Origin of the sequence: Pseudomonas sp. Irchel s3h17, from assembly GCF_900187505.1 — a bacterium.
Taxonomy (GTDB): Bacteria; Pseudomonadota; Gammaproteobacteria; order Pseudomonadales; family Pseudomonadaceae; genus Aquipseudomonas.
In genome coordinates this window covers 19,546-42,370 of the sequence record NZ_FYDL01000004.1, presented here as the reverse complement: position 1 = coordinate 42,370, position 22,825 = coordinate 19,546, and the positions used below count along the sequence as shown (strand labels likewise).

The 22,825-nt window shown below is 59.6% G+C and carries 15 protein-coding genes and 2 pseudogenes; 12 read left to right on the top strand and 5 right to left on the bottom strand.

Annotated features, from left to right (window positions below; genetic code table 11):
* Positions 1-184: 184 nt before the first annotated feature.
* Both CKW25_RS06210 and CKW25_RS06205 read left to right on the top strand, forming a co-directional pair.
* Complete coding sequence (locus CKW25_RS06210; protein WP_095078314.1) at positions 185-2,644, top strand: EAL domain-containing protein; 2,460 nt, start codon at positions 185-187, stop codon at positions 2,642-2,644.
* A 78-nt stretch (positions 2,645-2,722) separates the two neighbouring features.
* Positions 2,723-3,484, top strand: a complete 762-nt coding sequence (locus CKW25_RS06205; RefSeq protein WP_371854754.1) for a TenA family transcriptional regulator — start codon at positions 2,723-2,725, stop codon at positions 3,482-3,484.
* Between the two features lie 67 nt (positions 3,485-3,551).
* Here CKW25_RS06205 and CKW25_RS06200 read toward each other — a convergent pair whose 3' ends face one another.
* The 5 genes from CKW25_RS06200 to CKW25_RS06180 all read right to left on the bottom strand — a co-directional run bounded on the left by CKW25_RS06200 (position 3,552) and on the right by CKW25_RS06180 (position 8,536).
* The gene (locus CKW25_RS06200) at positions 3,552-4,478 is read right to left on the bottom strand and encodes a GGDEF domain-containing protein (protein ID WP_095078312.1); all 927 of its coding nucleotides are present in this window, start codon (positions 4,476-4,478) and stop codon (positions 3,552-3,554) included.
* Between the two features lie 363 nt (positions 4,479-4,841).
* A complete protein-coding gene (locus CKW25_RS06195) occupies positions 4,842-5,582 on the bottom strand; it encodes a YciK family oxidoreductase (protein WP_095078311.1) in 741 nt (246 codons plus the stop codon).
* 184 nt (positions 5,583-5,766) lie between these two features.
* Positions 5,767-6,438, bottom strand: coding sequence for an N-acetylmuramic acid 6-phosphate phosphatase MupP (gene mupP, locus CKW25_RS06190; RefSeq protein ID WP_095078310.1), 672 nt, complete (start codon positions 6,436-6,438; stop codon positions 5,767-5,769).
* A 4-nt stretch (positions 6,439-6,442) separates the two neighbouring features.
* A complete protein-coding gene (gene ubiG, locus CKW25_RS06185; RefSeq protein ID WP_095078309.1) occupies positions 6,443-7,141 on the bottom strand; it encodes a bifunctional 2-polyprenyl-6-hydroxyphenol methylase/3-demethylubiquinol 3-O-methyltransferase UbiG in 699 nt (232 codons plus the stop codon).
* A gap of 63 nt (positions 7,142-7,204) precedes the next feature.
* On the bottom strand, positions 7,205-8,536 hold the full coding sequence (locus tag CKW25_RS06180) for a TRZ/ATZ family hydrolase (RefSeq protein WP_095078308.1): 1,332 nt from the start codon (positions 8,534-8,536) through the stop codon (positions 7,205-7,207).
* A gap of 108 nt (positions 8,537-8,644) precedes the next feature.
* Here CKW25_RS06180 and mtnA point away from each other — a divergent pair, with 108 nt between their 5' ends.
* The 10 genes and pseudogenes from mtnA to CKW25_RS27325 form a co-directional block, all read left to right on the top strand.
* Complete coding sequence (mtnA, locus tag CKW25_RS06175; protein WP_095078307.1) at positions 8,645-9,721, top strand: S-methyl-5-thioribose-1-phosphate isomerase; 1,077 nt, start codon at positions 8,645-8,647, stop codon at positions 9,719-9,721.
* Positions 9,722-10,145: 424 nt separating this feature from the next.
* Positions 10,146-12,815, top strand: coding sequence for a DNA gyrase subunit A (gyrA, locus tag CKW25_RS06170; RefSeq protein WP_095078306.1), 2,670 nt, complete (start codon positions 10,146-10,148; stop codon positions 12,813-12,815).
* Between the two features lie 64 nt (positions 12,816-12,879).
* The gene (gene serC / locus CKW25_RS06165; RefSeq protein ID WP_095078619.1) at positions 12,880-13,965 is read left to right on the top strand and encodes a 3-phosphoserine/phosphohydroxythreonine transaminase; all 1,086 of its coding nucleotides are present in this window, start codon (positions 12,880-12,882) and stop codon (positions 13,963-13,965) included.
* Entirely contained in the window at positions 13,965-15,059 is a 1,095-nt protein-coding gene (pheA, locus tag CKW25_RS06160) for a prephenate dehydratase (protein ID WP_007939916.1), read from the top strand. Before serC ends, pheA begins: the two co-directional genes overlap by 1 nt.
* Positions 15,060-15,070: 11 nt before the next feature.
* Positions 15,071-16,183, top strand: a complete 1,113-nt coding sequence (hisC, locus tag CKW25_RS06155) for a histidinol-phosphate transaminase (protein ID WP_095078305.1) — start codon at positions 15,071-15,073, stop codon at positions 16,181-16,183.
* Positions 16,184-16,211: 28 nt separating this feature from the next.
* The gene (locus CKW25_RS06150; RefSeq protein ID WP_095078618.1) at positions 16,212-18,419 is read left to right on the top strand and encodes a bifunctional prephenate dehydrogenase/3-phosphoshikimate 1-carboxyvinyltransferase; all 2,208 of its coding nucleotides are present in this window, start codon (positions 16,212-16,214) and stop codon (positions 18,417-18,419) included.
* Complete coding sequence (cmk, locus tag CKW25_RS06145; RefSeq protein WP_095078304.1) at positions 18,416-19,105, top strand: (d)CMP kinase; 690 nt, start codon at positions 18,416-18,418, stop codon at positions 19,103-19,105. Before CKW25_RS06150 ends, cmk begins: the two co-directional genes overlap by 4 nt.
* Before the next feature lie 119 nt (positions 19,106-19,224).
* On the top strand, positions 19,225-20,919 hold the full coding sequence (gene rpsA / locus CKW25_RS06140; protein ID WP_095078303.1) for a 30S ribosomal protein S1: 1,695 nt from the start codon (positions 19,225-19,227) through the stop codon (positions 20,917-20,919).
* 107 nt (positions 20,920-21,026) lie between these two features.
* A pseudogene (locus CKW25_RS06135) lies at positions 21,027-22,066 on the top strand (IS3 family transposase); the annotation flags it as partial.
* Positions 22,065-22,517: pseudogene (locus tag CKW25_RS27325) on the top strand (transposase); the annotation flags it as partial. The pseudogenes CKW25_RS06135 and CKW25_RS27325, both read left to right, overlap by 2 nt.
* Positions 22,518-22,825: the final 308 nt, after the last annotated feature.

Genomic DNA, 22,825 nt, shown 5'->3' with positions numbered 1-22,825 from the left:
GGGCTACCGATTACAACGACATGAGAGCGAGACCGTGCGGTATATGCATATCGCAAGGGGATCGAAATGCAGTTACTTGCCGGTGACGACCGGTTCTCACTTGCCGTGACTAAGAACCCACCCTAGTCTTGCTGTAGCGAATTCGTCCGGACGACGATCAGGCAGTGCTCACGCAAGGGACCTCATGAAACAAAAAAAGACTCTCGGAACGCCACGGTTATTAGGCATCGTCTGGCCATTTATTGCTGTCGTGCTGTTTCAGGCCCTCTTGGGTGGGGTCAGCCTTTATGTGTTGTCGGCGGTTCGTGGCTACGTAGCCGGTGAGAGCCTGTGGTCCAAGGGCCAGAAAGATGCGATCTACTTCCTGAATCTTTATGCCGACGATCACCGCGAGTCGACGTTTCTCAAGTACCAGAGCGCCATGGCAGTGCCTCAAGGCGGCCATGACCTACGAGTAGCCCTGGACCAACAGCCACCGGATCTGGAAGCCGCCCGGCGAGGTATTCTCCAGGGAGGGAATCACCCGGACGATGTGGCGCGCGTAATCTGGCTGTATTTGAATTTCCGCCATTTCAGTTACATGGAAACCGCCATTGATCGCTGGACGGTGGGCGATGAGTATCTGGTCCAGCTCGATAATGTCGCTCATGACATGCACCGGCGTATCGCAAGCAATCAAGCGACGCCAGTTGATATCCAGCAGTGGAAAGCCCGGATATTTGCCATCAATGAAGCGGTAACGCCCGCAGCCAAAGCGTTCAGTGACGCATTGGGCGAGGGGGCGCGCATGATCCTGCGGCTCCTGTTGCTCACTAACCTGGCGACGGCGCTTGGGTTGATTGTCCTGGCGTTGTGGCGCACCCATAAGCTTCTCGCTCAGCGCCATGCGTTTGCCGATGCCTTGCAGCTGGAAAAAGAGCGCGCGCAAATCACCTTGCAGTCGATTGGCGATGGCGTGATTACCACTGATGTGGACGGCGCCATTGCGTTCATGAATCCGGCGGCGGAGGCGTTGACCCACTGGAAGGCCGAGCAGGCGGTAGGCTTGCCCTTGGCGGCATTGTTCAATCTGCTGGATGAAAACGCCCAGGCAGATGGCTTTACCTTGATCGAGCACATCCTCAGCGGTCAGTTGAGGGGGGGCAGTGAGCATTCCAAGCTGATTCAGCGACTGGACGGCAGTACGGTTTCGGTCGCGCTGGTCGGGGCGCCCATCCACTCCGCCGGTAAAGTCAGTGGCACCGTGCTGGTGCTGCACGACATGACGCAGGAGCGGCAGTACATTGCCAACCTGTCCTGGCAGGCGACCCATGACGCGCTGACCGGGCTGGCCAACCGCCGGGAGTTCGAGTATCGCCTGGAGCAGGCGCTGCATAACCTGGCGCGCCAGCCTGCCCGGCATGCCTTGATGTTTCTCGACCTGGACCAGTTCAAGCTGGTCAACGACACCTGCGGGCACGCCGCGGGCGACGAGCTGCTGCGGCATATCTGTGCGTTGCTGCAGTCGGGATTACGCGAGGGTGACACCCTGGCCCGCCTGGGCGGCGACGAGTTCGGGATACTGCTGGAAAACTGTTCGGCGCAAGCGTCGGAAAAAATTGCCGAAAGCCTGCGCCAGACGGTGCAAAACCTGCATTTTGTCTGGAAGGGCCGGCCGTTCGTGACCACCGTCAGCCTTGGCCTGGTGCACATCGCGCATAATTCGACGACCCTGGAAGCGTTACTGCGTGCCGCTGATATGGCGTGCTACATGGCCAAGGAAAAGGGCCGCAACCGGGTCCAGGTCTATCATGCCGACGATTCGGAGTTGTCCCTGCGTTTCGGGGAAATGGCGTGGGTGCAGCGCCTGCATATTGCGCTCGAGGAGAATCGCTTCTGCCTCTACGCGCAGGAAATTGCGACTTTGGGGCGCGTCGAAGGGGGCGCCGGACATATTGAGATCCTGCTGCGTTTACATGATGAAGCCGGGCGGATGATTTTGCCGGACAGTTTTATTCCTGCGGCCGAACGCTACGGACTGATGACATCGCTGGATCGCTGGGTTGTCGAGAACGTATTTAAAGTTATTGCGCAGTGTATTGCCCAGGAACGCGAAGGGCCGATGGCCATGTGTGCGATAAATCTGTCAGGTATTACCATTGGCGATGATGACTTTTTAATCTTTCTGCGCAAACAGTTCATTGCGTACGACATTCCGCCTGAAATGATTTGTTTTGAAATCACCGAAACAAGTGCGATCGCCAATTTGGCCAGTGCAATCAAATTTATTAACGAACTCAAAGGCTTGGGTTGCCATTTTTCGCTGGATGATTTTTGTGCCGGAATGTCTTCATTCGCGTATCTGAAACATTTACCTGTAGACTTCCTGAAGATCGACGGGAGTTTCGTAAAGGATATGCTGGACGACCCGATTAACCGTGCAATGGTCGAAGTGATCAACCACATCGGTCATGTCATGGGTAAGCGCACGATTGCCGAGTTTGTTGAAACACCGCAGATCGAGCAGGCACTGCTGGAGATCGGCGTGGATTATGCTCAGGGTTACATTATTGAACGCCCGCAATTGTTTACCTGCGACAGCTTGTTATGTCGGCCCGCCAGACCACAGCCACTGTTATTCAAGGCGCCTGGCACGTTCCGCTGAAGTCTCTTGCTGATCCGTACAATCACAATCAAAAGGAGTGCGACAGTGATCGATACATTCACCAGATCCGGCCCGCTTATGGAAGCCGCAAGTTACCCTGCCTGGGCTCAGCAACTGATCCAGGATTGCAGCGAGAGTAAACGCCGGATTGTAGAACACGAACTGTATCAACGGATGCGTGATAACAAACTCAGTGCCAGGACCATGCGCCAGTACTTGATTGGCGGCTGGCCGGTGGTTGAACAGTTTGCCCTGTACATGGCGCAAAACCTCACCAAGACCCGCTTCGCCCGCCATCCGGGCGAGGACATGGCGCGGCGCTGGCTGATGCGCAACATTCGGGTTGAGCTCAACCATGCCGACTACTGGGTGCACTGGAGCCGCGCGCATGGTGTCAGCCTGGATGACTTGCAGGCGCAACAGGTGCCTCCCGAACTCCATGCGCTGAGTCATTGGTGTTGGCATACCAGTTCGGCGGACTCGCTGATCGTGGCCATTGCCGCGACCAACTACGCCATCGAAGGGGCGACCGGGGAGTGGTCGGCGCTGGTGTGTTCCAACGGGATCTACGCCGCGGCGTTCCCGGAAGAGGATCGCAAGCGCGCCATGAAGTGGCTGAAAATGCACGCTCAGTATGACGATGCCCACCCGTGGGAGGCACTGGAGATCATTTGCACCCTGGCAGGTCTCAACCCGAGCAAGACGCTACAGTTCGAGCTGCGTCAGGCGATCTGCAAAAGCTACGACTACATGTACCTGTTTCTGGAGCGTTGCATGCAATGGGAACGCTCGGAAAAGGCGCCGGCAGTCCGTGAGCGCAGGGCGTTGGCCGAAAGCTGATCGGTCGTCCATGTGGGGGCGCGCCGAGCGGCGTTCCCACATGGACGTTGAGTGGTTCCTGAAAGGCTCAACCGGCCATCGCCAGTCGATTGCGCCCCTCGCGCTTGGCCACATACAACGCACTGTCGGCGCGCCGCAACAGGCTTTGCGCGGACTCGCCCGGCAGGAGCGTTGAACACCCGAGGCTGACGGTCAGTTCGATCAGCGTCTCATCCGCCTGGTAGTCTTCGGCTTGCGCGGCATACCGAAGGCGTTCCCCCACCATGGCTGCAGCCTCCCGGCTGGTGTTGGACAGCAGGATCAGAAACTCCTCGCCGCCAAAGCGAAATACCATGTCGACGTTGCGCAACTGGTTCTTGATCGAGTTCGCGACGGCCTTGAGTACCTCATCGCCGGCACTGTGGCCGTGGGTGTCATTGATGCGCTTGAAGTGATCGATGTCGAGCATCAGTAGCGACAGCGGCTGCGTGTGCCTGCGGGCCATGTCGATTTCGCGCTGCAGCGTCTGATCCATGGCGATACGGTTGCCGGTACCCGTCAATGGGTCACGCAGTGCGCTTTGCGTGGCGGCACGATAGAGCAGGGCATTGCGCATCGGGAATAACAGGGCCGACAGCAAGGACTCGAGGTTGGCCTGATCCTGTTCGCTGAAGCGCTGATTGCGACGGAACGCCAGTTCACCCAGATGCTGGCCTTCGTGGCTCAGGTTATAGGTGATCGAGTGATGCCCACGCTGACCGAACTCCAGCCGAAGGTCGCTGGCCTTGTGCTGGAAGCGCAAGGCGTCCAGTGGGACCAGGCGCTGGACCTCGCGAAAAAACAATCCCAGGATGCGCTGCGGCTCAAGGCTGGTTTGCAGTTGCAGGCCCATTTGCTGGCGTAGCTGGCCCAGGCTGGCGGGGCGCTCCAGAAGGGGAGGAATTTGACCAAAGCCCAGGCGTTGCAATTTGGCGCTATCAAAGTCAATTGCGTTGGTCTGGGGCGGAAATTTCATATGGCGTGAGCCTCTAAGCAGGATGCTGTCTTACAGGCTGGGTGAGAGCGGCATTGGGTTGCGCGTCATACTGTTCCATCAGTCCCGCAGGACATTTGGCTTGAGTTCAGACTGCTTTGCCAGGCTGAAGTGTTGGGGGTTGCCCGAGCACTCACACGCTGCATGTTTATGCAGGATTAGAGCGAAAGTCATGCCATTCGGTTCAGTTGGATAAAAGTCTTTGAAAATCAGTTTGTTAATTTGCAGTGACGAACAATCGCGAATGCATTGATGGCATTTGATTGACGGCCATGGCGGTCCGACTGCGCTCAATAACGTGCCGCGACGGAATGCCGTCGCGGCAGAGCCCTGTGGCTCAGGGCGTTACTGGGCGTCGAAGGCCTGACCGTTGATGCCGGTGCTGTCCGGGCCCATCAGGTACAGGTAGACCGGCATGATCTCTTCCGGCGTCGGGTTGTTGACTGGATTTTCACCGGGGTACGCTTGGGCGCGCATGCTGGTGCGGGTTGCCCCGGGGTTGATGCTGTTGGCGCGAACCGGTGCGACGGTATCGAGCTCGTCGGCCAGGGTCTGCATCAGCCCTTCGGTCGCGAACTTGGATACGCCATAGGCGCCCCAGTAGGCCCGACCTTTACGCCCGACGCTGCTGGAGGTGAAGATCACCGAGGCGTCCAGGGACAGCTTGAGCAGCGGTAACAAGGTGCTGGTCAGCATGAACATGGCGTTGACGTTGACTTGCATCACGCGCATGAAGTTCTCGCCGGACAGTTGTTCCAGTGGCGTGCGCGGGCCGATGATCGAGGCGTTATGCAGCAGGCCGTCAAGGTGACCGAATTCGGTTTCGATCATGGCGGCCAGTTCGTCGTACTGGTGCGGCAGGGCGGTTTCCAGGTTGAACGGGATCACCGCGGGCTGTGGATAACCGGCTGCCTCGATGTCGTCGTAGACCTGGGTCAGGTTGGCTTCGGTCTTGCCCAGCAGCAGCACGGTTGCGCCGTGAGCGGCATAGGTCTTCGCAGCGGCGGCGCCGATCCCGCGACCGGCGCCGGTGACCAGGATGACCCGGTCCTTGAGCAGTTCAGGGCGAGCGGAGTAATCAAACATAAAAAACCTCACAACAAATTCAACTAGAAGGTAAGCACCGAACCCGTGGCGAGGGAGCTTGCTCCCGTCGGCCGGTCCGCGTTCGGGCGAAGCAGTCGTAAATTCGGTTAATGCGGTGTGCTTGACAGGGTGCGGTTGCCGATTCTGGGGCCGCTTCGCGACCCAGGCCACAACGCCCCTGTGCTCAGCAGCCGCACAGTGCGCTGTCGAGCACCTTGCGCAACTCCAGCGGATGATCCACGACCACGTCGGCACCCCAGTGCCTTGGGTTGTCGTCAGGATGAATGTAGCCGTAGGTGACCGCGGCGGTCCTGGTACCGGCATCGCGCCCCGACTCGATATCGCGCAGGTCATCGCCCACGAACAGCACGTCGGCCGGGTCCAGGTCGAGCATGCGGCACGCCAGGATCAAGGGTTCCGGATCGGGCTTGCTGTTCTTCACATGATCGGGGCAGATCAGCAGGGCGGAGCGCTCGGCCAGCCCCAGCTGTTGCATGATCGGCTCGGCGAAACGTAGCGGCTTGTTGGTGACCACGCCCCAGATCAGATTGGCCTTCTCGATATCGGCCAGCAGTTCGGCCATGCCGTCGAACAGTCGGCTGTGCACCGCGCAGCCGGCGACATAGCGCTCCAGGAACTCCAGGCGCAACGCCTCGAAGCCTGGCGATTGCGGGTCCATCATGAAGGTCGCGGCGACCATGGCTTTCGCCCCGCCGGAAATCTCGTCGCGGATGCGTTTGTCCGGGATCGCCGGCAAACCGCGGTCGGCGAGCATGGCCTGGCAGATGGCGATGAAGTCCGGAGCGGTGTCGAGCAGGGTGCCGTCCATGTCGAAAAGAACTGCTCTGATTGCCATGGGCTTACTCCTCGCGCAAGGTCTGGATCATGTAGTTGACGTCAACGTCGCTGGCCAGCTTGTAGTGTTTGGTCAGCGGGTTGTAGGTCAGGCCGATGATGTCCTTGACGGTCAGGCCGGCCGAGCGGCTCCAGGCGCCGAGTTCGGAAGGGCGGATGAATTTCTTGAAGTCGTGAGTGCCGCGAGGCAGCAGCTTCATGATGTATTCCGCGCCGACGATGGCAAACAGATACGCCTTCGGGTTGCGGTTGATGGTCGAGAAGAACACCTGGCCGCCCGGCTTGACCATGCGATAGCACGCACGAATCACCGACGAGGGGTCCGGTACGTGCTCGAGCATTTCCAGGCAGGTGACCACGTCGAATTGCCCGGGCATTTCCTCGGCCAGGGCCTCGGCGGTGATCTGCCGGTACTCCACGTTTACCCCGGACTCGAGCTGGTGCAGTTGGGCCACCGCCAGTGGCGCTTCACCCATGTCGATACCCATCACGGTGGCGCCGCGCTGGGCCATGGATTCGCTGAGGATGCCACCGCCACAACCGACGTCCAGGACCTTCTTGCCGGCCAGGTTGACGCGCTCGTCAATCCAGTTGACCCGCAAAGGGTTGATGTCGTGCAGTGGCTTGAACTCGCTTTCGCGGTCCCACCAACGATGGGCCAGGGCCTCGAATTTGGCGATTTCAGCGTGGTCGACGTTGCTCATGGGTAATCCTCTGAATCTGAAAAATGCTGCTGTCAGCCTTGAGGTTCATCTCAAGGGATCGTTCTATTCGCGATGGCCGCTGATGCGCTGGCCCCAGGTGGTGGCGGTGGCGCACAGCCGTTGTTCATCAAGGCGCGTCAGGCGCCGGTCATCGAGCAGTTGCTTGCCGGCCACCCACAGGTGTTTCACACAGTCCCGGCCGGTGGCATAGATCAGCTGCGAAACCGGGTCGTAGACCGGTTGCTGGGCCAGGCCGGACAGGTCGAAGGCCACCAGGTCCGCGGCCTTGCCGACTTCCAGCGAGCCCGTTTCGGTTTCCAGCCCCAGTGCGCGGGCACCGTTGAGGGTGGCCATGCGCAAGGCGCGGTGGGCGTCCAGCGCCGTGGCCGAGCCGGCAACGGCCTTGGCGAGCAGGGCGGCGGTGCGGGTTTCGCCCAGCAAGTCCAGGTCATTGTTGCTGGCCGCGCCATCGGTGCCGACGGCGACGTTGACACCGGCCTGCCACAGGCGCTCCACCGGGCAGAAGCCACTGGCCAGCTTGAGGTTGGATTCCGGGCAATGGATGACGCTGCTGTTGCTTTCTACCAGCAATGCCAGGTCGTCTTCGCTGATTTGCGTCATATGAACGGCCTGGAAGCGTGGCCCGAGCAGGCCCAGGCGTGCCAGGCGGGCCAATGGTCGCTCGCCGCGCTGTTCGGTCGACTGCTGTACCTCGAACGCGGTTTCATGAACGTGCATGTGAATCGCGGCGTCCAGTTCCTCGGCGATCACCCGGATTTTCTCGAGGTTTTCGTCGCCAACGGTGTAGGGTGCATGAGGACCGAAGGCAATGTTGATGCGCGGGTGATGCTTGAGGTCGCTGAACAGTTCGACGCCCTGGCGGATGGCCTCATCCGCGTCGCTGGCACCGGGAATCGGAAAGTCGAGGATCGGAATGGCGATCTGGGCGCGGATGCCGCTGTTATGTACGCGCTCGCTGGCAACTTTCGGGAAGAAATACATGTCCGAGAAACAGGTGATGCCACCTTTGATCTGCTCGGCAATGGCCAGGTCGGTGCCGTCGCGCACGAAGGCTTCGTCGACCCATTTGCCCTCGGCCGGCCAGATGTGCTGTTCCAGCCAGGTCATCAGGGGCAAATCATCGGCCAGGCCGCGGAACAGGGTCATCGCCGCATGCCCGTGGGCGTTGATCAGGCCGGGGCTGAGCAGCGTGCCCGGCAGTTCGCGGACTTCGGTTGCCTCAAGCTTCAGGGCTTCATTGCGTGGGCCGATGAAGGCAATTCGCCCGTCACGGATACCCAGGGCATGCTCCTTGAGCACCACGCCAGCAGGTTCGACAGGGACTAACCAGGTCGGCAGCAAGAGCAGGTCGAGCGCGGCGGCAGGGGTCGGCATCGGGGGTTTGGTCCAGTGCTTTTATAAAGGATGGCGAAGTATACCCGAGCGTCTTCGCCGGGGGATCGCTATAATCGACGGCTTTTGTTCATGAGTGCGGGGTGAGGGATGCGCGATCGACTGTTGGCAGCCGAGAAAGTGAAAGCCATCGATTGGCGGGACGGCGCCCTGTACCTGCTGGATCAGCGCATTCTGCCATTCGAGGAGCGCTGGATCGCCTATACCAGTGCGGCGGGCGTGGCCGAGGCCATTCGCGCCATGGTGGTGCGCGGTGCGCCGGCCATCGGCATCAGTGCCGCCTATGGCGTGGTGTTGGCGGCGCGTGCGCGCTTCGCCGAAGGTGGCGACTGGCAGGCGGCGCTGGAGGAAGACTTCGCGCTGCTGGCCGATTCGCGACCGACCGCGGTCAATCTGTTCTGGGCGCTGGGCCGCATGCGCGAGCGTCTGGAACGACTCAAGGAACACGCCGATCCATTGGCCGCCCTCGAGGCCGAGGCGCTGGCGATCCACGAAAGCGATCGCGAGGCCAACCTGACCATGGCGCAGTTGGGCGTGGACCTGATCCGCAAGCATCAGGGCAATGCCCAGGCCATTCTGACGCACTGCAACACCGGCGCACTGGCCACGGGTGGCTTTGGCACGGCGCTGGGGGTGATTCGCGGGGCATTCATCGAGGGGATGGTCGAGCGGGTGTATGCCGACGAAACCCGGCCATGGCTGCAAGGCTCGCGCCTGACGGCATGGGAGTTGGCCAACGAAGGCATTCCGGTGACCCTCAACGCCGACTCCGCCGCCGCCCACATCATGAAGACCAAGGGCATTACCTGGGTGATCGTCGGCGCGGACCGCATTACCGCCAATGGTGATGTGGCGAACAAGATCGGCACCTACCAGCTCGCGGTCAATGCCATGCACCATGGCGTGCGCTTCATGGTCGTGGCGCCGAGTTCGACGATTGACATGAACCTGGCCAGTGGCGAGGACATCCCCATCGAAGAGCGTGACGGCAGCGAGCTGCTGGATGTGGGGGGCAAGCGGGTGGGGGCGGATGTCGAGGCCTTCAATCCGGTGTTCGATGTCACCCCGGCGGACCTGATCGATGTGATCGTCACGGAAAAAGGCATCGTCGAGCGGCCCGATGCCGCGAAAATGGCGCAACTGATGTGCCGCAAGCGTCTGCATTGAGGGCTTTGGCGCCTGCCAGGTCGCCTTCGCGGGCAAGCGCGTTCCCACGGGTTGTGTGATTGTCACCGATCGATGTGGGAGTGGGCGTGCCCGCGAAGAGGCCCTAAAGCCAATGAGTCAGCCTGAATCAGCCCCTGATTCTTCATTCAAAGCAGCTCTAAGCCCCTCTGATCCCCTTCAAGCCTGTCACCGGTCAACTAACTATGCTCCATGCGCATCAGGGGGATAGGTGCGTGGCGGCTCTTGTGATAACATCCGGCGGTTTCCAAGGCAGCCTCGCGAGGTTGTCTTTACTGCGCAGATCCATGGCTTAACTCGTTGATTTGTCGTAAGTCGGTGTATGGCACTCAGCCTGCAGCGGCGAGCTTCGTTGGTCCCATCAGGATGTGGCGAAGTTTCACCAGAAAAAGGAATCAGGCTTCTCATGGGCGAACTGGCCAAAGAAATCCTCCCGGTCAATATCGAAGACGAGCTGAAACAGTCCTACCTCGACTACGCGATGAGCGTAATTGTCGGGCGGGCACTGCCTGATGCGCGCGATGGCTTGAAGCCCGTGCATCGGCGTGTGCTGTTCGCAATGAGCGAGCTGGGTAACGATTTCAACAAGCCGTACAAGAAATCTGCCCGTGTTGTCGGTGACGTGATCGGTAAGTATCACCCGCATGGTGATACCGCGGTGTACGACACCATCGTTCGTATGGCGCAGCCATTCTCGCTGCGCTACCTGCTGGTAGACGGCCAGGGCAACTTCGGTTCGGTCGACGGCGACAACGCCGCGGCGATGCGATACACCGAAGTGCGCATGACCAAGCTGGCGCACGAGCTGCTGGCTGACCTGCACAAGGAAACCGTGGACTGGGTGCCGAACTACGACGGCACCGAGATGATCCCCGCGGTCATGCCGACCCGTATTCCCAACCTGCTGGTCAACGGCTCCAGCGGTATCGCCGTGGGCATGGCGACCAACATTCCGCCGCACAACCTCGGTGAAGTCATCGACGGTTGCCTGGCGCTCATCGACAATCCCGAGCTGACTGTCGACGACCTGATGCAATACATCCCGGGTCCGGACTTCCCGACCGCCGCGATCATCAATGGTCGTGCCGGCATCATCGAAGCCTACCGTACCGGTCGCGGCCGCATTTACATGCGCGCCCGCTCAATGATCGAAGACATCGACAAGGTCGGTGGCCGTCAGCAGATCGTCATCACCGAACTCCCTTACCAGTTGAACAAGGCACGTCTGATCGAGAAGATCGCCGAGCTGGTCAAGGAGAAGAAGCTCGAAGGCATCACCGAACTGCGCGACGAGTCCGACAAGGACGGTATGCGCGTCGTGATCGAGCTGCGTCGCGGCGAGGTGCCTGAGGTCATCCTCAACAATCTCTACGCCCAGACCCAGCTGCAAGCGGTGTTCGGTATCAACATCGTCGCGCTGATCGACGGCCGTCCGCGGATCCTGAACCTCAAGGACCTGCTGGAAGCCTTCGTTCGTCACCGTCGCGAAGTGGTGACCCGTCGTACCGTGTTCGAACTGCGCAAGGCGCGCGAGCGTGGTCACATCCTTGAAGGTCAAGCGGTTGCCCTGTCGAACATCGACCCGGTCATCGCCCTGATCAAGGCCTCGCCAACCCCGTCGGAAGCCAAGGAAGCGCTGATCAGCACCCCTTGGGAATCCTCTGCCGTGGTGGCGATGGTGGAACGTGCCGGTGCGGATTCCTGCCGTCCGGAAAACCTCGACCCGCAATACGGCCTGCGCGAAGGCAAGTACTTCCTGTCGCCAGAGCAGGCGCAAGCCATTCTGGAGCTGCGTCTGCACCGCCTGACCGGCCTTGAGCACGAAAAACTGCTGGCCGAGTATCAAGAGATCCTCAACCAGATCGGCGAGCTGATCCGCATCCTCAACAGCGCCACGCGCCTGATGGAAGTGATCCGCGAAGAGCTGGAAGTGATCCGTGCCGAATACGGCGATGTGCGCCGCACTGAAATTCTGGATGCGCGCCTGGACCTGACCCTGGGTGACATGATCCCGGAAGAAGAGCGCGTCGTGACCATTTCCCACGGTGGCTATGCCAAGACCCAGCCATTGGCTGCGTACCAGGCCCAGCGTCGTGGCGGTAAAGGCAAGTCGGCAACCGGCGTCAAGGATGAGGACTACATTGCTCACCTGCTGGTCGCCAACAGCCACACCACGCTGTTGCTGTTCTCCAGCAAGGGCAAGGTCTACTGGCTGAAAACCTACGAAATTCCGGAAGCCTCCCGCGCCGCCCGTGGTCGTCCGCTGGTCAACCTGCTGCCGCTGGATGATGGTGAGTACATCACCACCATGCTGCCGGTCGAGGAATACACCGAAGGTCACTACATCTTCATGGCGACCGCCAATGGCACCGTGAAGAAGACCCCGCTGGAATCCTTCAGTCGTCAGCGCAGCGTTGGCCTGATCGCGCTGGAGCTGGATGAAGGCGACGTATTGATCAGCGCTGCCATTACCGATGGCGAGCGTGAAGTCATGCTGTTCTCCGACGGCGGCAAGGTCACTCGCTTCAAGGAGTCCGACGTCCGTGCCATGGGTCGTACCGCTCGTGGTGTGCGTGGCATGCGCCTGCCGGAAGGCCAGAAACTGATTTCCATGCTGATCCCGGAAGAAGGCAGCCAGATCCTCACGGCTTCCGCGCGTGGTTTCGGCAAACGTACCGCCATCACCGAGTTCCCTGAGTACAAGCGTGGCGGCCAGGGCGTTATCGCCATGGTCAGCAACGACCGTAACGGCCGTCTGGTCGGCGCGGTCCAGGTGCTCGACGGTGAGGAAATCATGCTGATTTCCGACCAGGGGACCCTGGTGCGTACCCGGGTTGACGAAGTGTCGAGCCTGGGTCGTAACACCCAGGGCGTGACCCTGATCAAGCTGGCCAGCGATGAAACGCTGGTAGGCCTGGAGCGGGTCCAGGAACCGTCGGAAGTCGAAGGCGAAGAGCTGGAAGGCGAAGAGAGTGCCGAGCTTGACGGTGTCGTACTCGATGCCGGTGCCGAGCCGGATGACGGTGTTGAAGGCCAGCAAGCCGACGCAGCTGACGAAGAAGAGCCGCAAGACTAACCAAATCGTAGCAGGGCAGAGTGTTTGCTCTGTCCGCTACCGTGATTGCATAGCGAGAGTGGATGTGAGCAAACGAGCCTATAACTTCTGCGCAGGTCCCGCTGCGCTGCCTGAAGCTGTCCTGTTGCGTGCCCAGTCCGAGTTGCTCGACTGGCATGGTAAAGGCCTCTCGGTCATGGAAATGAGCCATCGCAGTGATGAGTTCGTGTCCATTGCCACCAAGGCCGAGCAGGATCTGCGTGATCTGCTGAATATCCCCTCGAACTATAAAGTGCTGTTTCTGCAAGGCGGCGCCAGCCAGCAATTTGCTCAGATTCCTCTGAACCTGTTGCCGGAAAACGGCTCGGCCGACTATATCGATACCGGTATCTGGTCGCAGAAAGCCATCGAAGAAGCCTCGCGTTACGGCCGCGTCAACGTTGCTGCTACCGCCAAGCCTTACGACTATTTCGCAATTCCCGGTCAGAACGAATGGAAGCTGTCGCAAGACGCAGCCTACGTACACTACGCGCCGAACGAAACCATCGGCGGCCTGGAGTTCCAATGGGTTCCGGAAACCGGTGATATTCCGCTGGTGGCCGACATGTCTTCGGACATCCTGTCGCGTCCGATCGATGTGTCGCGTTTCGGCATGATCTACGCCGGTGCGCAGAAAAACATCGGTCCGAGCGGTATCGTCGTCAATATCGTGCGTGAAGACCTGCTGGGTCACGCCCGTTCGCTGTGCCCGACCATGCTTGACTACAAGGTCGCGGCTGACAACGGTTCGATGTACAACACCCCGCCAACCCTGGCCTGGTACTTGTCCGGTCTGGTATTCGAGTGGTTGAAGGAGCAAGGTGGTGTCGAGGCCATCGGCAAGCTCAACGAAGTCAAGCAGCGCACCCTGTACGGCTTCATCGATGCCAGCGGCCTGTACAGCAATCCGATCAACAAGGCTGACCGCTCGTGGATGAACGTGCCGTTCCGTCTGGCTGACGATCGTCTCGACAAGCCGTTCCTGGTGGGTGCCGAGGCTCGCGGGCTGTTGAATCTCAAGGGTCACCGTTCGGTAGGCGGCATGCGTGCCTCTATCTACAACGCCGTCGATATCAACGCGGTCAACGCGCTGGTTTCGTACATGGCAGAGTTCGAGAAGGAACATGGCTAATGTCTGAGCAAGAACTCAAGGCACTGCGCCTGCGCATTGATGCTCTGGACGAGAAGGTCCTGGAGCTGATCAGTGAGCGTGCACGCTGCGCCCAGGAAGTCGCGCGAGTAAAGATGGCCTCGCTGGCCGAAGGCGAAGTGCCGGTGTTCTATCGTCCTGAGCGTGAGGCTCAGGTGCTCAAGCGCGTCATGGAGCGCAATCAGGGGCCGCTGGGTAACGAAGAGATGGCGCGGTTGTTCCGCGAAATCATGTCCTCGTGCCTGGCGCTCGAGCAGCCGCTGAAAGTGGCTTACCTCGGCCCCGAGGGGACCTTCACCCAGGCGGCGGCCATGAAGCACTTCGGTCACGCGGTGATCAGCAAGCCGATGGCAGCGATCGACGAAGTGTTCCGTGAAGTGGCGGCCGGTGCGGTGAACTTTGGCGTGGTGCCGGTGGAAAACTCCACCGAGGGTGCGGTCAACCACACCCTCGACAGCTTCCTCGAACACGACATGGTTATCTGTGGCGAAGTCGAGCTGCGTATTCACCACCATTTGCTGGTCGGTGAAAACACCAAGACCGACAGCATCAGCCGTATTTACTCCCACGCCCAGTCCCTGGCGCAGTGCCGTAAATGGCTGGATGCCCATTACCCGAACGTCGAGCGCGTGGCGGTATCGAGCAACGCCGAAGCGGCCAAGCGGGTCAAGGGCGAGTGGAATTCGGCAGCGATTGCCGGTGACATGGCCGCGGGCTTGTACGGCCTGACCCGCCTGGCCGAGAAAATCGAGGATCGCCCGGATAACTCCACGCGATTCTTGATGATCGGTAACCAGGAAGTGCCACCGACCGGCGACGACAAGACATCGATCATCGTGTCGATGAGCAACAAGCCGGGCGCGCTTCACGAATTGCTGGTGCCATTCCATGACAACGGCATCGACCTGACGCGCATCGAGACCCGTCCGTCGCGCAGTGGCAAGTGGACCTATGTGTTCTTCATCGACTTCGTCGGCCACCACCGCGATCCGCTGGTAAAAGGTGTGCTGGAGAAAATCAGTCAGGAAGCAGTGGCACTTAAAGTGTTGGGTTCCTACCCCAAGGCAGTTCTCTAAGGGCGTTAACAATGAGTGGCGACTTCCTCGCTCTGGCACAGCCGGGCGTGCAACAACTTTCGCCTTACGTTCCGGGCAAGCCCGTGGACGAACTGGCCCGTGAGCTGGGTATCGATCCGGCTGGCATCGTCAAGCTGGCAAGCAACGAAAACCCGCTGGGCGCCAGTCCCAAGGCGCTGGCGGCAATTCGCGACGAGCTGGCCGAGCTGACCCGTTATCCGGACGGCAACGGCTTTGCCCTCAAAACCCTGCTGGCTGAGCAGTGCCGGGTCGAGCTCAATCAGGTGACGCTGGGCAATGGCTCCAACGACATTCTGGAGCTGGTCGCGCGTGCCTACCTGGCGCCGGGCCTCAATGCGGTGTTCAGTGAGCATGCATTCGCGGTCTATCCGATCGTTACCCAGGCGGTGGGCGCTGGTGCGCGAGTGATTCCGGCCAGGGACTGGGGGCATGACCTGCCGGCCATGCTGGAGGCTATCGACAGCAACACCCGCGTGGTGTTTATCGCCAACCCGAACAACCCGACCGGAACCTGGTTCAGTGCCGAGGCGCTGGGCGAGTTCCTGCAGGACGTGCCTGAGCGTGTGCTGGTGGTGCTGGACGAGGCCTACATCGAGTACGCCGAAGGCAGTGATCTGCCCGATGGCCTGGACTTCCTCGCGGCCTACCCGAACCTGCTGGTGTCCCGCACCTTCTCCAAGGCCTACGGCCTGGCGGCGTTGCGCGTGGGTTACGGCTTGTCGACTGCGGTGGTTGCCGATGTATTGAACCGCGTTCGTCAGCCATTCAACGTGAACAGCCTGGCACTGGCCGCGGCCTGTGCGGCATTGAAAGACGAAGAGTACCTGGCCGAAAGCCGTCGCCTGAACGAATCCGGCATGCAGCAGCTTGAAGCGGGTTTCCGTGAATTGGGCCTGGGCTGGATTCCTTCCCGGGGCAACTTCATTTGCGTGGACCTGGGGCAGGTCGCTGCGCCGATCTTCCAGGGGTTGCTGCGTGAGGGTGTGATCGTGCGCCCGGTGGCCAACTACGGGATGCCGAATCACTTGCGCATCACCATTGGCCTGCCTGCGGAAAACAAGCGCTTCCTCGAGGCGCTGAGCAAGGTCCTGGCTCGTGGTTGATGTGATTGCCGTGCAACCTGCTGTACCTGTGATCGGTCGCCTGGTGGTGGTCGGTCTCGGCTTGATTGGTGGATCCTTTGCCAAGGGCCTGCGTGAAAGCGGGCTGTGCCGTGAAGTGGTGGGGGTCGATCTTGATCCGCAATCGCGAAAGCTGGCGGTCGAGCTGGGGGTGGTGGATCGTTGTGAAGACGATCTCGCTGCTGCCTGTGTCGGCGCCGATGTGATTCAGTTGGCGGTACCGATCCTGGCCATGGAAAAACTGCTGGCGTTGCTGGCGAGCATGGAGCTGGGCGGGGCGATCCTGACGGACGTCGGCAGCGCCAAGGGCAATGTGGTACGCGCCGCGACCGAGGCGTTTGGCGGCATGCCGGCACGCTTCGTTCCCGGGCATCCGATTGCCGGGTCCGAGCAGAGCGGGGTAGAAGCCTCCAATGCCCAGCTGTTCCGTCGACACAAAGTCATTCTCACGCCACTGGAGCAGACCGATCCGGCGGCCCTGGCGGTGGTCGACCGGCTGTGGCGCGAACTGGGCGCCGATGTCGAGCACATGCAGGTCGAGCGTCATGACGAAGTGCTGGCGGCGACCAGCCATCTGCCGCATCTGCTTGCGTTCGGCCTGGTCGACTCGTTGGCCAAGCGCAATGAAAATCTTGAGATCTTCCGTTACGCAGCGGGCGGTTTCCGCGATTTCACAAGAATCGCCGGTAGCGACCCGGTCATGTGGCACGACATCTTCCTCGCTAACCGCGAGGCTGTCCTGCGTACACTCGATACATTTCGCAGCGATCTCGACGCCTTGCGCGACGCGGTCGATGCAGGGGATGGGCATCAATTGCTGGGCGTATTCACTCGCGCCCGGGTTGCCCGCGAGCATTTCAGTAAAATCCTGGCCCGTCGGGCCTATGTGGACGCTATGAATTCCAACGACCTGATTTTCCTGGCACAACCTGGTGGCCGCCTGACTGGGCGGATTCGTGTACCGGGCGATAAATCGATTTCCCACCGTTCGATCATGCTCGGCTCCCTGGCTGAAGGCGTGACCGAAGTCGAAGGTTTTCTCGAGGGCGAAGACGCCCTGGCAACCTTGCAGGCTTTCCGCGACATGGGTGTGGTGATCGAAGGCCCGCACCATGGCCGTGTGACCATTCACGGGGTCGGCCTGCATGGCCTGAAACCGGCGCCTGGTCCGATCTACCTGGGTAACTCCGGCACCTCGATGCGTCTGCTGTCTGGCCTGTTGGCTGCGCAGAGCTTCGACAGCACCCTGACCGGTGACGCATCGTTGTCCAAGCGTCCGATGAATCGCGTCGCCAACCCGCTGCGTGAAATGGGCGCCGTGATCGAAACCGCTGCTGAAGGTCGTCCGCCGATGATCATTCGCGGTGGCCACAAGCTCAAGGGGCTGACCTACACCATGCCGATGGCCAGTGCCCAGGTGAAGTCCTGCCTGTTGCTGGCGGGGCTGTATGCCGATGGCAAGACCACGGTGACCGAGCCGGCGCCGACCCGCGACCATACCGAGCGCATGCTGCGCGGCTTCGGTTATCCGGTCAGCGTTGACGGGGCAACCGCTTCGGTCGAGTCCGGCAACAAGCTGACCGCGACTCACATCGAAGTGCCGGGTGATATCTCCTCGTCCGCCTTCTTCCTGGTGGCGGCCTCGATTGCCGAGGGTTCGGAACTGGTGCTGGAGCATGTCGGCATCAACCCGACCCGTACCGGCGTGATTGATATCCTGCGCCTGATGGGGGCAGACATTACCCTGGAAAACCAGCGTGAAGTCGGTGGCGAACCTGTAGCCGACCTGCGCGTGCGAGCGGCTAGACTCAAAGGTATCGAGATTCCGGAGGCGCTGGTGCCACTGGCGATCGACGAGTTCCCGGTACTGTTCGTTGCGGCGGCCTGCGCTGAGGGCCGGACCATTCTGCGTGGTGCTGAAGAGTTGCGGGTCAAGGAGTCGGATCGTATCCAGGTGATGGCGGATGGCCTGTTGGCACTGGGCGTCAAGTGCGAGCCCACGCCGGATGGCATCATCATCGATGGCGGCCAGATCGGCGGCGGCGAAGTGCATGGCCACGGCGATCACCGGATTGCCATGGCGTTCAGTGTTGCGTCCTTGCGCGCCAATGCGCCGATTCGCATCCATGACTGCGCCAACGTCGCGACGTCCTTCCCGAACTTCCTGGCGCTGTGTGCGCAGGTTGGAATCCGCGTTGCCCAAGAGGCTCAGTCGTGATCAATATTGCTCCTGTCATCACCATCGACGGACCTAGCGGTTCAGGCAAGGGCACCATCGCCGGGATGCTGGCCAGGCGCCTGAACTGGAATCTGCTGGATTCCGGTGCGCTGTACCGTTTGCTGGCGTTCGCGGCGCGTAATCATGGTGTCGACCTGACCAATGAAGAGTTGCTCAAGAAACTGGCCGCTCATCTGGATGTGCAGTTCATCGCGGCGACGGACGGTCAGTTGCAGCGAATCATTCTGGAAGGCGATGAAGTCAGCGACGCCATCCGTACCGAAACCGCCGGTGCCGGTGCCTCCCAGGTTGCCGCGCTGCCCGCGGTCCGCGAGGCGCTGCTGCAGCGTCAGCGCGCTTTTCAGGAAGCGCCGGGCCTGGTAGCCGACGGTCGGGACATGGGCACGGTGGTGTTTCCCGATGCGCCGTTGAAGATTTTTCTGACCGCCAGCGCCGAGGAACGAGCGCGTCGTCGATATTTGCAGTTGAAGGGCAAAGTCGAGGGTGTTAGTCTGTCGAGTCTGCTAGATGAGATCCGTGTGCGCGATGAGCGCGACACCCAGCGAGCGGTAGCCCCGCTCAAGCCGGCAGTCGACGCGATTCAGCTGGATTCCACGGAGTTGTCCATCGATCAGGTGCTGGAACGCATCATGAGCGAAATCGCCCTTCGCGATATCGCCGGGTGACCAAGAAGGCCGTAGGGGACCAGTCATAGTCCTGCGGTGCTTCTTCTAAATGAAACTAACCCACACCGTCTGGGGTGTGGAGATGGGCGTATTCTTCGCCCTTATCGACAGGAATTAAAATGAGCGAAAGCTTTGCGGAACTCTTTGAAGAAAGCCTAAAAACCCTGAACCTTCAGGCAGGCTCCATCATCACCGGTGTTATCGTTGATATCGATTACCAAGCTCGCTGGGTAACCGTTCACGCTGGCCTGAAGTCTGAAGCACTCATCCCGCTTGAGCAGTTCTACAACGACGCTGGCGAACTGAACATCAACGTCGGTGACGAAGTTCACGTTGCTCTGGACTCGGTTGAAGACGGCTTTGGTGAAACCAAGCTGTCCCGTGAAAAAGCCAAGCGCGCTGAATGCTGGATTGTTCTGGAAGCAGCCTTCGCAGCCGAAGAAGTGGTCAAGGGCGTTATCAACGGTAAGGTTAAAGGCGGCTTCACTGTCGACGTTAACGGCATCCGTGCGTTCCTGCCAGGTTCTCTGGTTGACGTTCGTCCAGTGCGCGACACCACGCACCTGGAAGGCAAAGAGCTGGAATTCAAGGTCATCAAGCTGGACCAGAAGCGCAACAACGTTGTCGTTTCCCGTCGCAGTGTCCTGGAAGCCGAGAACTCCGCCGAGCGTGAAGCTCTGCTGGAATCCCTGCAGGAAGGCCAACAAGTCAAAGGTATCGTCAAGAACCTCACCGATTACGGCGCATTCGTCGATCTGGGTGGCGTCGATGGCCTGCTGCACATTACCGACATGGCTTGGAAGCGTATCAAGCATCCTTCCGAAATCGTCAACGTTGGCGACGAGATCGATGTCAAGGTTCTGAAGTACGATCGCGAGCGCAATCGTGTTTCCCTGGGCCTCAAGCAACTGGGCGAAGATCCATGGGTTGCTATCAAAGCCCGTTACCCAGAAAGCACTCGCGTCACCGCTCGTGTAACCAACCTGACCGACTACGGCTGCTTCGCTGAGCTGGAAGAAGGCGTTGAAGGCCTGGTACACGTTTCCGAAATGGACTGGACCAACAAGAACATCCACCCTTCGAAAGTCGTACAAGTCGGCGACGAAGTGGAAGTCATGGTTCTGGACATCGACGAAGAGCGTCGTCGTATCTCCCTGGGCATCAAGCAGTGCAAATCTAACCCGTGGGAAGATTTCTCTGGCCAGTTCAACAAGGGCGATAAAATCTCCGGCACCATCAAGTCGATCACCGATTTCGGTATCTTCATTGGTCTGGACGGCGGCATCGACGGCCTGGTTCACCTGTCCGATATCTCCTGGAACGAAGTGGGCGAAGAAGCCGTACGTCGTTTCAAGAAGGGCGACGAGCTGGACACCGTTATCCTGTCGGTTGACCCAGAGCGCGAGCGTATCTCCCTGGGCATCAAGCAGCTGGAAAGCGATCCGTTCTCCGAGTACGTTCAAGAGAACGACAAAGGCGCAATCGTTAAGGGCATCGTGAAAGAAGTTGACGCTAAAGGCGCCATCATCACTCTGGCCGACGATATCGAAGCGACTCTGAAAGCCTCCGAAATCAGCCGTGACCGCATCGAAGATGCACGTAACGTTCTGAAAGAAGGCGAAGAAGTAGAAGCCAAGATCATCAGCGTTGATCGCAAGAGCCGTGTAATCCAGCTCTCGATCAAGTCGAAAGACGTTGAAGACGAGAAAGAAGCCATCCAGAGCCTGCGCGACAAGCCAGTAGCTTCGGATGCTCCAGTAGCCACCACCCTGGGTGACCTGCTGCGTGCTGCACAAGCGGAAAAACAGAACTAAGTTCTGACTTTCTGTAAAAAAAGGGCGACTTCGGTCGCCCTTTTTTTTGGTTCTGTCCCGTCCTGAATAAGGTTTACACCTTCTGATCTTTTTTTCAGGAGGACGTAATGGAATCAGCAAAAAGGCGTAGTCAGCGAGACTACACGCTGACCTTTAAATTGTCGGTCGTCGATCAGGTCGAAAAAGGCGAGCTGAGTTATAAAGAGGCTCAGGAGCGCTACGGGATTCAAGGCAAAACGACCGTTCTGACGTGGTTACGCAAGCACGGTCGGCAGGATTGGAGCCCAGGCACATACATTGGCTCGCCGAGGATGGGGTCTATGCCCGACAAAAACCGACCATTAACGCCAGAGCAACGCATCAAAGAGCTTGAAGAACAGTTGGCGCTGTCCAATCAGAAAGCGCAGTTTTTCGAGGCGGTCGTGGATGTCTTGAAAAATGACTACGGTCTCTCTGTCGTAAAAAAGCGTCCCGGCAAGTCCTCGCGCAAAAACGAATCCAAAACCTGAGCATCAGCAGGGCTTGCCAGTTCATGGGGATAAGCCGCCAGGCTTACTACAAACGCAATCGTGCCGACGCAGCTCGTCTGGTTCTGGATCAGAAAGTTGCCGATTTCGTTCAGCAAAAGCGCCTGCGGCAGCCGCGCCTGGGCACCCGAAAGCTGTATTACTTGCTGCAGTGCCAACCTCAGCTTGAGCTGCAAGTGGGTCGAGATCGCCTGTTTTCGATTCTGCGTGAACGGCGTTTATTGGTAGCCCGCAAGCGGGCCTATCACAAGACAACCGACAGCCATCACCGCTTTCGGCGTCATCCAAACTTGCTCAAACCCGGTCCTGATCAAGTTATTCCGAGCGGCCCGGAACAAGTCTGGGTGGCTGACATCACCTATTTGCCCACTCAGGAAGGCGTGGCCTATCTGAGCCTGGTGACGGATGCCTTTTCGCGAAAGATCGTGGGCTATCACGTCCATGAAAGCCTGCACACCGAGTCGGTTGCGCAGGCGCTGCGCCGAGCGGTGAAACATCGTCGAACGGAGCAGCCGCTGGTGCATCACTCGGACAGAGGCAGTCAGTATTGCTCGGGAATGTATCAGGAGTTGCACACGAAGCACGGCATCAGGTGTTCGATGACGGATGGCTATGACTGCTAACCGGTTGCGTCATGACAAGCCGGCTCGCAAGGTTATCAAGCAGGCGCGATGGCTGTTGCTGCGCAATCCACAGAATCTGAAAACGCCAGAACAGCAGGTTCACTTGCAAGATTTGTTGGCGGCCAACCAATCGCTGATGACGGTCTATTTGATGAAGGCTGAGCTCAAAACACTCTGGACACCGAGTGCTGCCTGGGCTTGGCGATCGGCCTGGAAGCAATGGCTGCGCCATGCTCATGAAAGCGACATACCGGCTCTGATCCAGTTTGCCAAACGACTAAAGGGTTACTGGCGGGGCATCGTCAGCCGGGTGCGCTGGCTGATGCACACGGGGCAGTTGGAAGGCATCAATAATCGAATCAAGGTCATCAAGCGGATGGCGTACGGTTACCGGGATAGCGAATTCTTTTTCATGAAGATAAAGAGCGTTTTTCCCGGTAATCCGTGAAGAACCTTTTTTTTTGTGTGCGCCCAGCATGGGCGCAATCTTGCGGGTGAAAGTCCCGTCGTAAGCTGACCACAGCGAACGAAGTGAAGCGCAACTGCATGAGGGCGACCGAGTGTGGGGAGGAAGCGTGAATCGAAGCCATGAGCCGATGTACAAGAACCGGATACAAGGCGAAGCCGATCAGGGCGAGCGGGCACAAAACCGCGAAGCTCTTGTGGTCAAGGGTCAGGCAGCGTAAATCCGGCGGTTGTGTGGTGAAGGATTGCGTTCTTACCTGGGGAGATCTCGCTTTGTGCCTGAAAGGGCGA